Annotated in this window: 12 protein-coding genes; 2 read left to right on the top strand and 10 right to left on the bottom strand. The window is 51.8% G+C overall.

Annotated elements, in window-relative coordinates:
• Nucleotides 1–7: 7 nt before the first annotated feature.
• Nucleotides 8–1,963 carry a glycoside hydrolase family 127 protein gene (locus G4551_RS00715; protein WP_003837679.1) on the top strand — a complete coding sequence of 652 codons (1,956 nt, stop codon included), beginning with the start codon at nt 8–10 and terminating at the stop codon, nt 1,961–1,963.
• 99 nt (nt 1,964–2,062) lie between these two features.
• Here G4551_RS00715 and G4551_RS00710 read toward each other — a convergent pair whose 3' ends face one another.
• Nucleotides 2,063–2,803 carry a MipA/OmpV family protein gene (locus G4551_RS00710; RefSeq protein ID WP_003024206.1) on the bottom strand — a complete coding sequence of 247 codons (741 nt, stop codon included), beginning with the start codon at nt 2,801–2,803 and terminating at the stop codon, nt 2,063–2,065.
• Between the two features lie 121 nt (nt 2,804–2,924).
• On the opposite strand from G4551_RS00710, the gene G4551_RS00705 reads away from it, so the two are divergent.
• Complete coding sequence (locus tag G4551_RS00705; RefSeq protein WP_003837677.1) at nt 2,925–3,887, top strand: LysR family transcriptional regulator; 963 nt, start codon at nt 2,925–2,927, stop codon at nt 3,885–3,887.
• Nucleotides 3,888–3,894: 7 nt separating this feature from the next.
• Here G4551_RS00705 and G4551_RS00700 read toward each other — a convergent pair whose 3' ends face one another.
• The 9 genes from G4551_RS00700 to G4551_RS00660 form a co-directional block, all read right to left on the bottom strand.
• The gene (locus tag G4551_RS00700) at nt 3,895–5,031 is read right to left on the bottom strand and encodes an HlyD family secretion protein (protein ID WP_003837675.1); all 1,137 of its coding nucleotides are present in this window, start codon (nt 5,029–5,031) and stop codon (nt 3,895–3,897) included.
• A 5-nt stretch (nt 5,032–5,036) separates the two neighbouring features.
• Nucleotides 5,037–5,360 (bottom strand): DUF3302 domain-containing protein, encoded by a 324-nt coding sequence (locus tag G4551_RS00695; RefSeq protein WP_003837672.1) that lies wholly within the window; start codon nt 5,358–5,360, stop codon nt 5,037–5,039.
• Nucleotides 5,361–5,545: 185 nt separating this feature from the next.
• The gene (gene aldB, locus G4551_RS00690; protein WP_003837670.1) at nt 5,546–7,084 is read right to left on the bottom strand and encodes an aldehyde dehydrogenase AldB; all 1,539 of its coding nucleotides are present in this window, start codon (nt 7,082–7,084) and stop codon (nt 5,546–5,548) included.
• 92 nt (nt 7,085–7,176) lie between these two features.
• The gene (yiaY, locus tag G4551_RS00685) at nt 7,177–8,328 is read right to left on the bottom strand and encodes an L-threonine dehydrogenase (RefSeq protein ID WP_003837668.1); all 1,152 of its coding nucleotides are present in this window, start codon (nt 8,326–8,328) and stop codon (nt 7,177–7,179) included.
• A gap of 189 nt (nt 8,329–8,517) precedes the next feature.
• On the bottom strand, nt 8,518–10,362 hold the full coding sequence (selB, locus tag G4551_RS00680) for a selenocysteine-specific translation elongation factor (RefSeq protein WP_003837667.1): 1,845 nt from the start codon (nt 10,360–10,362) through the stop codon (nt 8,518–8,520).
• Nucleotides 10,359–11,750, bottom strand: coding sequence for an L-seryl-tRNA(Sec) selenium transferase (gene selA, locus G4551_RS00675; RefSeq protein ID WP_003837664.1), 1,392 nt, complete (start codon nt 11,748–11,750; stop codon nt 10,359–10,361). The genes selB and selA overlap by 4 nt, the downstream gene beginning before the upstream one ends.
• Before the next feature lie 98 nt (nt 11,751–11,848).
• A complete protein-coding gene (locus G4551_RS00670; protein WP_003024191.1) occupies nt 11,849–12,457 on the bottom strand; it encodes a glutathione S-transferase in 609 nt (202 codons plus the stop codon).
• Nucleotides 12,458–12,527: 70 nt separating this feature from the next.
• Nucleotides 12,528–13,664, bottom strand: a complete 1,137-nt coding sequence (locus G4551_RS00665) for an HlyD family secretion protein (protein ID WP_003024188.1) — start codon at nt 13,662–13,664, stop codon at nt 12,528–12,530.
• Between the two features lie 2 nt (nt 13,665–13,666).
• Nucleotides 13,667–14,029 (bottom strand): DUF3302 domain-containing protein, encoded by a 363-nt coding sequence (locus G4551_RS00660; protein ID WP_003024186.1) that lies wholly within the window; start codon nt 14,027–14,029, stop codon nt 13,667–13,669.
• Between the last annotated feature and the right edge of the window lie 105 nt (nt 14,030–14,134).

Below are 14,134 nucleotides of genomic sequence, written 5' to 3'. Positions count from 1 at the left end.
GCACGAAATGAACGTACTGGAAGTCGACCTGCATAAGCTCACCGTCAGCGATCCGTTCCTCGGACAATATCAGCAGTTGGTGCGTGACGTGGTGATCCCCTATCAATGGGATGCGCTCAATGACCGCATTGCAGAGGCGGAACCAAGTCATGCGATAGAGAATTTCCGTATCGCCGCGGGCCTGCAGGATGGCGAATTTTACGGCATGGTTTTTCAGGATAGCGACGTAGCAAAGTGGCTGGAGGCCGTTGCCTGGTCCCTGTGCCAGAAACCCGATGCGGAACTTGAAAAAACGGCCGATGAAGTCATTGAACTGGTGGCGGCCGCCCAGTGTGAAGATGGCTATCTCAATACGTACTTCACAGTGAAAGCACCGGATGAACGCTGGACCAACCTCGCCGAGTGTCATGAGTTGTACTGTGCAGGTCATTTGATCGAAGCAGGCGTCGCGTTCTTTCAGGCGACGGGTAAACGCCGTCTGTTAGAGGTGGTGTGTCGCCTGGCAGATCACATCGACAGCGTGTTTGGACTCAGGGAGAATCAACTGCGCGGCTACCCAGGACACCCGGAAATCGAACTGGCTTTAATGCGCTTATACGAAGTGACCCAGCAACCACGCTATATGGCGCTGGTAAATTACTTTGTGGAACAGCGCGGCGCACAGCCCCATTTCTATGACGAAGAGTACGAAAAGCGCGGCCAAACCTCTTACTGGCATACTTACGGTCCGGCATGGATGGTGAAGGATAAACCCTATAGCCAGGCTCATCAGCCCATTTCAGAACAGCAAACGGCGATCGGGCATGCGGTGCGCTTTGTCTACCTGATGACCGGCGTCGCTCATCTGGCACGCTTAAGCCAGGACGAAGGCAAGCGTCAGGATTGCCTGCGTCTGTGGAAAAACATGGCCCAGCGCCAGTTGTACATTACCGGCGGGATCGGTTCACAAAGCAGCGGCGAGGCGTTTAGCAGCGATTACGATCTGCCCAACGACTCCGTGTATGCGGAAAGCTGCGCCTCTATCGGCCTGATGATGTTCGCCCGCAGAATGCTGGAAATGGAAGCCGACAGCCAGTATGCCGACGTGATGGAGCGCGCCCTGTATAATACCGTATTGGGCGGGATGGCGCTCGATGGCAAGCACTTCTTCTATGTGAACCCGCTGGAAGTACATCCTAAATCATTAAAATTCAATCATATTTATGACCACGTGAAACCCGTTCGTCAGCGCTGGTTTGGCTGCGCCTGTTGCCCGCCGAATATCGCCCGCGTGCTAACCTCAATTGGCCACTACATCTATACACCGCGTCAGGACGCGCTGTATATCAATATGTACGTGGGCAATAGCATGGAGGTCCCTGTTGTAAACGGCTCGCTTAAACTGCGTATTAGCGGAGATTACCCATGGCATGAGCAGGTAAAAATCACCATCGAATCACCGCGGTCGGTTTATCACACTCTGGCTCTGCGTCTGCCAGACTGGTGCTCCGCGCCGCAGGTTTTGTTGAATGGTCAGCCGGTTGAGCAGGATATTCGCAAAGGCTATTTGCACATCAGTCGAACCTGGCAGGAAGGCGATACGCTCAGTTTGACCCTGCCAATGCCGGTGCGTCGGGTATACGGAAATCCATTAGTGCGTCATGTTGCCGGTAAGGTCGCCATTCAGCGTGGGCCACTGGTATATTGCCTGGAGCAGGCCGACAACGGCGAGGAATTGCATAATCTGTGGTTGCCAAAAGAGAGTGAGTTCAGAGTATTCGAAGGTAAGGGATTGTTCAGCCATAAAATGTTAATTCAGGCTGAAGGTGTGAAGCAAAGTGCAGCCGATGCAGCACAACAATCGTTGTGGCACTACGATGTTTCCCCAACTTCGCGTCAGGCGCATACATTGACGTTTATTCCGTGGTTTAGCTGGGCAAACCGTGGTGAAGGCGAAATGCGTATCTGGATAAACGAGCAGTAATTAAACCGTGCCGGATGGCGACGCTTCACGTCTTATCCGGCCTACAACACCTATCCACGTAGGCCTGATAAGCGAAGCGCCATCAGGCACGTATTTAAATCAGAAACGCCAGGTCAGACCGGACATAAAGGTAAAGCTGTCATCGCGATCAACCATCGGGCTATTTTTAATGTCATCCGGCAGTGCGCTATAATTGGCGCTTGCCAGCAGCGTCAGGTTAGTGGTCAATGCGTATTTAGCGGACAGGCCAACATACGGTGTCCAGCTATCGCCTGGGGAATAGCTTGATAAGCCACTACGACGGGACTCATTACCCGATATGCCGTAGTAGTATTCATTGAAGTTTTCGTCATAGTAGAGCACGCCAATCGATGGCGTCAGCGTCAGCTTGCCCATCGGCATTGGACGGAACAGTGAAACTTCCCCTACCCAGCCATTACTGTTGTCCAGCACATCCGCAGCGGCGGAGACTTTCACGCTACCCCATCTTTCATGGTGATACCACGCGGCACCCGCCATTGCAGTTGCGTCACGCTTATCCAGCTTTTTCATCGCATGATCGTCATTATCGCCGGGATCAAACTCAAGCGGCATATAAGAGGCAGTAATACTAAATTCATTACTTTCACTCTTAGACAAAATATAACCTAGCGTTGTTTGCCTAAAATAAAATGATTCACTTTCGTAACTGACTAGCGGTACTGCGTGAACATTATCATTATACCCGCGATAAGGTGATTCATTATATACAGCACCAGCGCCAATTGAAAACTCTGCGGCAGTTGCACTCGCCATAAAAGAAAAGGCGAGCAGCGCCACAATATTGTGTTTAATTAACATGCCAACATTCCATTTTAAAATAAGCTACAAAACTGGTGCATAATAATGCTTACAATTTCATCGGTGCAAGGTTCATATTTATATAGTAATATATAAAAAATTATATATATTGGGCTTGGCGATGAATAAATTACAACTTAAACACCGGGAGCTGAAGATTATTTCGGTAATCGCTGCCAGTGAAAATATCAGTCATGCCGCGACTGTTCTCGGCATCGCACAGGCCAACGTCAGTAAATATCTTGCTGATTTTGAATCAAAAGTTGGATTAAAGGTGTTTGACCGCACCACCCGGCAACTGACCCTCACGCCGTTTGGTATAGCGTTACTTCCTTACATCAATGACATGTTAGACAGAAACGAGCAGTTAAATAATTTCATTGCTGATTATAAGCACGAGAAACGTGGAAAAGTAACGGTATATGCACCAACCGGAATTATCGCTTACTTATCGCAACATGTTATTGCAAAAATTATGGATATTGGCGATATCAGTCTGGTGCTAAAAACCTATAACCTGGAACGTAAAGCCTTTTATGAAGGAGTCGAATTTCCTGATGACTGTGATGTTTTAATTACTTATGCACATCCAAAAGATGAATCTTTGGTCGCCAGTTTTATTACCAAATATGTAGTTACCGCTTTCGCCAGTAATCAATATCTGGCCCAACATCCCATCAGCACTCCTGAAGAACTTGAGCATCACTCCTGTATTCTGATTGATTCCATGATGATTGATGATGCTAACATTTGGCGATTCTCCTCCCCCGGAGGTAAAGAGATGCATGACTATCGCGTAACGGGTAATTATGTTTGCGACAATACGCAATCTGCGCTGTCGTTGGCGCGAAACCATCTGGGCATTGTTTTTGCACCCAAGGCGAGCGTACAAAAAGAAAATCAGCCTAACGGGCTGGTTCCGTGTTTCTCCGGACAGCATGAATGGTGGCTGGATCTGGTGGCGATTTTCCGCAAACGTGAATATCAGCCATGGCGGGTACAGTTTATTCTTGATGAGATGTTGGCGGAGATTCGCCGGCAACTTGCTCAGTCGCTGGATCAGCAGACTGAGCAAGCAAAATAGCCTGAGTTTAATGATCGAGATACAGGTAATGCACCCAACTAGTCATGCGCAACAAGACTTTGCGCATGACGGACACATGTTCGAAGTGGTCAGAATAAACCGCGACCTGCGCGTAGATCCCATCAGGTAACGCGCTAACCTCCGCATTATCATTCAGCTCAATCGTGGCGATCACCCCTTCCGAACCGGGCGTAGAATTTAAGGATTGCAGCGCCCCATTCGACTGGTATGTCCCGCCCGGCACTGCCGGACTAATTGCAGCCAGTTTACCGCTGAATACCTTACCCGGCAGCGCGTTAAATACCACTTCCGCTTCATCGCCAGGTTCCAGACGCAGCAGCGAGTTCTGACGGAACTGGGCGATAATTTGCCTTTTTTGATCCGGGATGAATACCATCACCGGACGCATCGGCAGCGCGGCGGCATAGGTTCCCGGGCGCATCAGCACCTGCGTCACATAGCCATCGCTGGGCGCGCGAACCAACGTCTGGTCCAGGTTGAACTCCGCTTCGGCTAACTGCGCTTTCAGGCTGGCAATTTGCGAATTCTCGCCCAGTATCAGGCTGTCTAACTGACTCTGGATTTGCTGCTGCTCCGCGACGGAAGATTTCACCGACGCTTCCTGCGCCAGATAGTTTTGCCGCGCCGCATCGATATCGCGTTCAGAAAAAGGATTCACCTTCGCCTGACTACCCTGTGCATAGCGCTGGTAATCTTTTGCCAGTTTGTCACGCGTGGCCTTTGCCCGCTGCGTGTTGGCTATCATTTCGTCTAACTGCGCAACCAGAGCCTGCTCTTTATGCTGTGCGGTGACAATATCAGCTTTCAGGCGATCGACCCGTGCCTGATAACGCCCTGGATTAAGCTTAAACAGAACCTCGCCTTTTTTGATTAGCGTATTCTTCTTATCCGTCACTTCTGTCACTACACCCGTTACCTGCGGCACCACGGGAATAGAAATTACCGCCTTTTGTGCCTTAAATGTATACGGATGGTTATAATTCATCAGTAATATAAGCCCGCAAACAATGAATATACCGCCTAATGCTGCGGTAGGAACTGTCCATTTATTTACAGGAATTTTAAAAATTTTAAATATTGACCATGCACACGCCACATAGGTCAGAACAATTAGTAAATCCATCGATATTACTCCGCCGGAGAGGTCTTGGCCTCACCCAGTTTCTTTTCCAGATCCGCAACCCTTGCCTGAAGCTGGATCAGGGAAGAATCCGCGCTCTGCATACCCCATCCGCGCTCCGGACGATAAAGCGTTGCCCAGATCCATAAAAAGGGCCAAATAACATGTAAGGTAAACAAACTAACCCAACCCGCAACATGTATTGCGTCGGCATGAGGATGGTTACGTTTCTTTGCAATGAGATAGGGAATATCATGCAGAATAATAACCCCGTAAAAAATGACCAGGAATACAAAAATAAGCACTCCTAATGCAAAATAATTAAGGAACATATTTGCCTCAGGGATTTAAATTAAGGAATTAAGATGCAATTTGATTTAAACAATAGAGTTGATAATAGTATTGGAATGACCAGAGTGGATGCAATTTTCTTATTTATATAACGATATATGGGTTTCTATATAACTGCAGAATAAAGATTTGCCCGGTGCAAAACCGGGCAATCAGTGACGTGAAATTAAAACAGCCCCAGTGGTTTATCAGAGTAGCTCACCAACAGGCACTTGGTTTGCTGATAATGTTCAAGCATCATCTTATGCGTCTCGCGCCCGATGCCCGACTGCTTATAGCCACCAAACGCCGCATGTGCCGGATACGCATGGTAACAGTTGGTCCAAACTCGCCCCGCCTGAATCCCACGTCCCATTTTGTACGCCAGATTTCCATTACGACTCCAGACGCCAGCGCCAAGCCCATATTGGGTGTCATTAGCGATTTCCAGCGCCTCTTCCATGGTTTTAAACGTTGTGACAGCCAGCACCGGCCCGAAGATCTCCTCCTGGAAAACCCGCATGTTGTTCTTACCAAACAGAATGGTTGGTTCGAGGTAGTACCCCTCTTTTAACTCGCCATCCAGCTGCTTGCGCCGCCCGCCGGTGAGAACATCTGCTCCTTCTTTCTTACCAATGTCGATGTAATTCAGAATAGTTTCCAGTTGACCATGCGACACCTGCGCGCCCATTTGCGTCACGCTGTCTAACGGGTTGCCGCTACGGATACTTTCCACCCGACGAATGGCTCTTTCCATAAAACGTTCATAAATGGATTCCTGAACCAGCGCACGACTCGGACAGGTACACACTTCGCCCTGGTTGAAGGCAAACAATGCAAAACCTTCCAGCGCTTTGTCAAAGAACGCATCTTCTTCATCCATCACGTCCGCGAAGAAGATATTGGGTGATTTCCCGCCCAGTTCCAGCGTGACAGGAATAATGTTCTGCGTGGCGTACTGCATGATCTGCTGCCCAACTTCCGTTGAGCCGGTAAACGCCACTTTCGCAATACGTTTTGACGTCGCCAGATACTCACCGATCTCCCCACCCGCGCCGTTTACCACGTTCACCACGCCAGGCGGGAGCAGATCGCCGATGACTTCCATCAGCAACAGCACGGACAGCGGCGTCAGGCGCGCGGGTTTCAGCACCACGCAGTTACCCGCCGCCAGCGCGGGTGCCATCTTCCAGCTGGCCATCAGCAGCGGGAAGTTCCACGGGATAATTTGCCCTACCACGCCAAGAGGTTCATGGAAGTGATAAGCCACGGTTTCGCTATCAACCTCGCTGATTCCCCCTTCCTGCGCACGAATACAGGAGGCAAAATAGCGGAAATGGTCAATTGCCAGCGGCACATCGGCCGCGCTGGTTTCGCGGATGGGTTTACCGTTATCCCAGGTTTCAGCCGTTGCCAGCAGCTCCAGATTTTGCTCCATACGATCGGCAATTTTGAACAAAATCGCCGCCCTGTCCTGCACGGAAGTCTGCGCCCATTTATCTTTTACTTTATGCGCGGCATCCAGTGCCAAATCGATGTCCTTTTTGCCGGAAGAGGCCACTTCGCACAGTAATTGCCCGGTTACCGGCGTCAGGTTTTGGTAATACTCGCCGTCCACCGGGGCGACCCAGTCACCACCGATAAAGTTATCGTATCGGGCTTTTAACTTCAGGGGGTAACCATACTCGCCGGGGTAAATACGCGTTGAAGGGGGGTTATTGGTCATGACCGTCTCCTTGCTGTAGGGGTACTACAAGGGTAGACGGGACTGGCGAATTATTCGCCAGCCTTTTACTGCTTTACGACAGGTATCACGAATTACATGGCAGCACGATAAATCGCCATGATTTCTTCATGTGTCGCCTGAATAGGGTTAGTGAAACCACAGGCATCTTTCAGGGCATTAGTCGCCAGAACGGCAAAATCTTCTTCCTTCACGTTCAGCTCACGCAGACCGGCCGGAATATTCACTTTCTGCGCCAGTTCGCGGATCGCCGCGATGCAGGCTTCTGCCCCTTGCTCTTCGCTCAGACCAGCAACGTTCACACCCATTGCCGAGGCGCAATCGCGCAGGCGGGCGGCAGCAACTTTACTATTAAATACCTGTACATGCGGCAGCAGTACGGCATTACATACTCCGTGTGGCAGATCGTAGAAGCCACCCAGCTGGTGCGCCATTGCATGCACGTAGCCAAGAGAGGCATTGTTAAAGGCCATACCTGCGAGGAACTGCGCATAGGCCATGGCTTCGCGCGCCTGAGCATTACTGCCCTCTTCAACGGCGACCGGCAGGTTTTGCGCAATCATGGTGACCGCTTTCAGCGCACATGCATCGGTAATCGGCGTGGCAGCAATCGACACGTAAGCTTCGATAGCGTGGGTTAACGCATCCATACCGGTAGCCGCCGTCAGAGACTTCGGCATGCCGACCATCAGCGAGGAGTCGTTAACCGACAGCAGCGGCGTAACGTGCTTATCCACAATCGCCATTTTAATATGGCGTACTTCATCGGTGATGATACAGAAGCGGGTCATTTCAGATGCCGTACCCGCCGTGGTGTTGATGGCGATCATCGGCAACTGCGGTTTTGCAGAACGGTCTACACCTTCGTAATCGCGAATATCGCCACCGTTAGCTGCCACCAGCGCAATACCTTTTGCACAATCGTGTGGAGAACCGCCACCGAGAGAAATAATGCTATCACAGTCGTTTTCAGTCAACATTTGCAGGCCAGCGGCAACGTTGCTGGTCGTGGGATTAGGATGCGTACCGTCGTAAATTACGCTGAAAATATCACGTTCCTGTAATGCTTTTTGAATCTCGCCAGCCATACCTAATTTCGTTAGCATGGCATCCGTGACAATCAGCGTACGGCGAAAACCATATTCCGCCATTGTATTCATTGCGTCTTTTAATGAATCAGCGCCGATTACATTCACGGAGGGAATAAAAAATGTTGAAGCAGCCATTGTACGATCCTTAATTACTCTAAAAGAGTCAGGAAGCATACGAGTGAAATATCCAACAGAATATGATCATGGTTGTTATTTTAATAACAACCAAAATTAAAAAGCACATTAGGTTCATAATCTAATGTGCTTATTTCAATCAATATCTATTTTGTATTAATTCATTTAATTCCTGAATTAATTGTTTCATTACTTTTCGGGGAACAGCAATGCATCGCGTAATAAATGATCATTTCCCCGACGGCGAGTAAAACCAATGCGGTCAAAATATTCCAGAATCTGAATAGCCAATTTGCGCCCGATGTTAAGCCTGTCGCGAAAATCAGCGGCACATGTCGATCCCCTTTCCTGATCCAGTTCGCGGATCATATTGGCAAAGGCCACTATCCGATCGTTACGGTAATAACGATCTTTCACGATCGCGGTGATGATGCCTTGCTGCGCCGCTTGTCGTAACACCACACGCATCATTTGCTCATCCGTGCCCGTCTGTTTTGCCAGGTCGCGCACCCACCACGGCTCATCGCCAAAAAGCGGTTCTGCTTTTTGCCAGATAGCCTGCTGCTCATCGCTGAAACCGGCCTTGTGATCGGGCAAATGCAGCCAGCCATGATGACTATGGATGACGCCGCTCTCGCGCATCTTTTCAATCAGCAGCAGAACCAGCGCTTCATCTTCCATCGGCAAAGCCATCCGGCGCAGGCGTTCGCGCCCAGGTCCAGGCTCATCGCGGTGCTGGTCGTGGTAAGTCGCCAGCGTATCGAGGATTTTGCGCTGCCAGCGCGCTGCAACAGTGGCATCCAACAGACTGTATCCCGCCTGAATAAAACCATGCTGCTCGATCAACGGACGCATGCCGTTACCGTTGAGCTGACGCGCCCAGGCGAAGTCGGGAATATTTACCGCTCCACGCGTCAGGTGCAGCGCCAGAGCGTCACCATCACTCTGTGCGTTTTCCAACGCCGACAGCCACTGCAAATATTCCGGCTTACGCTTCCCGCGACGCGGCGGATTGAGCGTGACCACGCGCGCACCGGCCAGCGTCGTGCGAGCCGAAATATCACGCAGCACCAGACGGTCGTTATCGGCGAGCCAGAGTGGTGTATCAAACACCAGTTCCGCCAGCGTCCCTTCGAGCAGGGAAATACGCCCGGTGACGTGGCTGGCCGCGTGGTGAATATGCAACGGTTGCCACTGCATCAGCGGCGCGGCATGTTCTAAAGAAACAATCACGCGGGTAAACGCCTCTGGCGGCGCATCAGCAAGCAGCCAGTCGCCGCGGTTAAGTTCTTCTTTTTGCGCATCACCGGCAATATTTAGCGCAATACGTTGTCCCGCCTGCGCGCGATCGGTGGCCTGATTTTGTGCATGCAGGCTACGTACGCGCATCGGTTTGTTGACGCCCGTGAGCCACAGTGTGTCACCGACATTCACTTCACCGCTGAGCGCCGTCCCGGTCACCACCAGTCCCGCGCCTTTGACCGTAAAGGCACGGTCAATCGCCAGGCGGAAGCTGTGATCGCGGGCATGCTCGCGCGACGTTAATTGCAGCAAATGTTCGCGCAGTTCCTCGATGCCACGGCCTTCACTGGCGGCAGTGACGAAAAGCACCGACTCCGCGAAACCATAATTCCCCAGCGTGGCCTTAATCTCCGCACGCACCTCTTCAATTCTTGCTTCGTCCACGCGGTCGGCTTTCGTAAGCGCCACGGTGATCTGCGGATTACCCGTCAGTTGCAGAATTTGCAAATGCTCACGCGTTTGCGCCATCACGCCGTCATCACATGCCACCACCAGCAGCGCGTGATCAATCCCGCCAACACCCGCCAGCATGTTAGACAGAAACTTTTCGTGTCCGGGTACATCGATAAATCCCAGTATCCGCCCGTCCGGCTGCGGCCAGTAGGCATAGCCGAGATCGATGGTCATGCCGCGCTTTTTTTCTTCCGGCAGACGGTCGGCATTCACGCCAGTAATCACCTGTAATAACGTTGTTTTTCCGTGGTCAACGTGTCCGGCGGTTGCAATAATCATTTCAGCATCATCTCCATAAACCGGGTCTCGTCTTCAAGGCAGCGCAGATCCAGCCACATGCGGCCATCATAAATCCGGCCAATGATCGGCACGGGCAGTGCACGCCAACGGGCGGCCAGTGCCTCGAGGCGGCTACCGCGCCCGTCATGGGGGGTAAAGGTTAATGCCGCGCTGGGCAGCCTATCAACCGGTAGCGAGCCGCTGCCAATTTGCGACAGGCAAGGCATGACGTTCAGGGCGAATTCGTCACCGTAATGCTCGGCAAGCCGTGCCTGTAAGTGTTGGGCCTGCGCGTGGACAGCCTCCTGCGAGCGAGTGAGCTGGCGTAACGTCGGCAACTTCTGCGCCAGCGCTTCCGGGTGCAGGTAGAGCCGCAGCGTCGCTTCCAGCGCAGCCAGTGTCATTTTATCAGCCCGTAATGCGCGTTTCAGCGGATGGCTCTGTAAGCGAGCGATCATCTCTTTTTTACCGACGATAATCCCGGCCTGCGGCCCACCCAGTAATTTATCGCCAGAGAAGCTCACCAGACTGACGCCAGCGGCAATCAGCTGTTGCGGCATCGGCTCCTGCGGTAATCCATACTGGCTGAGATCGACCAGTGAGCCGCTGCCGAGATCCGCCACCACTGGCACATCCACTTCCTTGCCAATAGCGGCCAGCTCAGCCTCATCCACCGACTTCGTAAAGCCTTCAATACTGTAATTACTGGTATGGACTTTCATCAGCAGAGCGGTATTTTCATTCACCGCCTGACGGTAATCTTTCGCATGGGTCCGGTTGGTGGTACCGACTTCGCGCAGAACACATCCGGCCTGGCACATCACGTCCGGAATACGAAACGCGCCGCCAATTTCCACCAGCTCACCGCGCGAAACGACCACCTCTTTGCCGTTGGCCGTGGCGGCCAGCATCAGTAAAACCGCTGCCGCATTGTTATTGACGATACAGGCGTCCTCCGCTCCCGTCAGACGGCAGAGTAAATCCGCCAGCGCCCGATCCCGATGTCCACGTCCGGCATCATCCAGGCTGTATTCCAGCGTCACTGGCGTGCGCATTGCTTGCACCACCGCCTCGATCGCTTCTTCGGCCTGCGACGCTCGCCCAAGGTTGGTATGCAGCACCGTTCCGGTCAGGTTAATCACCGGACGCAGCGCGCTTTGCGATTCTCGTTCCAGCCGGGCGCTGGCTTCTTGCGCCCAGTCCTCACACCATGCCGGGAGCGCGTGCGTGTCGCGAATCGCATCTCTGGCTTCGTCAAGCATATGACGCAGCAGGTCAACCACCCGGGTATGACCGTGAGATTCACGTAAGGCTGGGAAGGCGCTATCGCGCAATAAACGATCGATAGCGGGAAGCTGGCTGTAGAGTGAACGCATGTCGGTTGTCATGAAAAGGCCTGGCTGTTGGTGGCCCTCTCCACCGCGGAAAGGGCTATCGATATAGGAAGGATTGTACCGTGACTTTGCTCAGGCAGGTATTATCTGCATCAAGCCTTTGGCGGTTCTGTGCGGGCAAAACTTTCGCGTTGAAAAAGCGTTTCCACCAGTTTGACCAGACGTGGGCGGTCCACACACCAGCCGGGCGCGACCCGACGGAAATTGAGATAACCGACGGCACAGGCAATCGCGATGGTAGCCAGGTTAACCGTATCCGTTTTCAGCGTACCGTCCGCCAGATAGCCTTCCAGCATATCCAGACTGCGGGTGATCTTCTCCCGCTGGCGTAACAGTTCGGTTTCTGACTGCTGCGCGGCGGGGCGAGCCTGCTCGCGCACCGAGACTAATCCCGCATCCATAATACCGTCGGCCAACGCTTCCAGTTGACGAACTTTGAGTGCCGCTAACGGTTCCCCCGGTAGCATGGCTGGCGCAATATCCAGCAGCTCGATGTATTCTGCGATGATCGGAGAGTCAAACCAGTACTCACCCTCATCGGTGACCAACGCGGGTACTTTTCCTAGCGGGTTATAACGCGCCACGCCGCTATCCGCGCTATAGGGAAGTTCATTAACAAATTCGAAGGTGATGCCCTTTTCCAGTAACAGAATAGAAATTTTACGCACAAAAGGGCTGGTATAGCTGCCAATGAGTTTCATGCCGGGTCCTTTTTGCCAACAAAAATATCAGTATGGCTCAGGTCGCCGTAAATGGCAGGTGATGACGATCTCAATGATCCAAATAAAGATAATGCATCCAGCTGGTCATGCGCAGCAGCACTTTACGCATCACTGACACGTGAGCGAAATGGTCGGAATAGACCGCCACCTGAGCATAGATACCGTCCGGCAGCGCATCCACATCGGCATTAGGATCCAACTCAATCGTAGCCAGCACGCCATCGGTACCCGGCACCACCGTTAAGGACTGTAATGCCCCCTGCGCCTGATAAGAACCGCCCGGCACAACCGGAAGAATGGAGGTCAACTTACCGGAGAAAACCTGACCAGGCAGCGCGTTGAAGACCACTTCCGCTTCATCACCCGGTTTAAGACGCAGCAACGAGTTCTGGCGGAATTGCGCCACAATTTGCCGTTTCTGTTCCGGAATAAATACCATCACCGGGCGCAGAGGTAGTGCGGCGGCGTAGGTCCCGGGCCGAATAAGCACCTGCGTAACATAGCCGTTGCTGGGGGCACGGACAATAGTCTGCTCAAGATTGTATTTGGCTTCAGCGAGCTGAGCACGCAAAGACGCAACCTGAGATTGCTCCCCGTTGACCATACTGTCTAACTGACTCTGAATCTGCGTCTGTTCGGCAACGGAACCTTTTACCAGCGCGTCCTGTGCCAGATAGTTCTGCCGGGCGTTGTCGATATCGCTTTCAGAGAAGGGATTAACCTTCGCCTGGCTGCCCTTCAAATAGCGTTGATAATCTTTATACAGACGATCGCGTTCAGCGGAAACGCGGGTAGTGTTGGCGACGGCTTCAGAAAGTTGGGCTTTCAGATTGTCGATGTTGTGTGTGGCGGTAACAAGATCAGCCTGCAGTCTGTCAACACGTGCCTGATAGCGGCCTGGATCGAGTTTAAATAACACTTCGCCTTTTTTAATCAACTGATTATTTTTATCCGTTACCTCACTAACAATTCCTGTGACTTGCGGAGTGATCGGAATTGAAATAACCGCTTTTTGCGCCGTAAAGGTATACGGGTGGTTATAGTTCATTAATAAGATCAGTCCCGCAACAATGAATACCCCACCTAATGCAGCAGTAGCGAGCGTCCATTGGTTTACCGGAATACGGAATATTTTAAAGATGGCCCAGGCAAAGGCCACATAGGTCAGGACTATCAACAAATCCATGATTAAATCTCCGGAAAGGTGGAGTAATCTGTTTTCTTCTCCCCATCCAGTCTTTTTTCCAACTGGGTGATGCGCGCTGCCAGTGCGGCAATCTCGGGGTCTGGGTCCTTTCCGTTCGACATGATGTGTGATTGCATGCCCCACCCACGTTCAGGCTGGTAGAGCGTCGCCCAAATCCACAGGAACGGCCATATTGCATGGAGTGTAAACAGGCTAATCCAACCCGCCGTATGAATGGCATCAGCATGAGGATGGTTGCGTTTTTTAGCCATATTATAGGGAATATCGTGAATGGCGATGATTCCGTAAAACAGAACCAGAAAGACGAAGATCAGCACGCCCAGTGCGAAATAATTTAGAAACATACCTGCCTCGAATTCACGCTAATTAGAGTTTTTTTATGCCGGCAGCCGCATGCACCCAGGCTGATGTTTTGAACATAACTGCAGTTTGGGGTTTTCGCCATACCA

It is taken from the genome of Citrobacter freundii ATCC 8090 = MTCC 1658 = NBRC 12681 (assembly GCF_011064845.1).
Lineage (GTDB): Bacteria > Pseudomonadota > Gammaproteobacteria > Enterobacterales > Enterobacteriaceae > Citrobacter > Citrobacter freundii.
The sequence above is the reverse complement of the archived record's forward strand: the minus strand, read 5'-3'. Positions and strand labels throughout refer to the sequence as shown.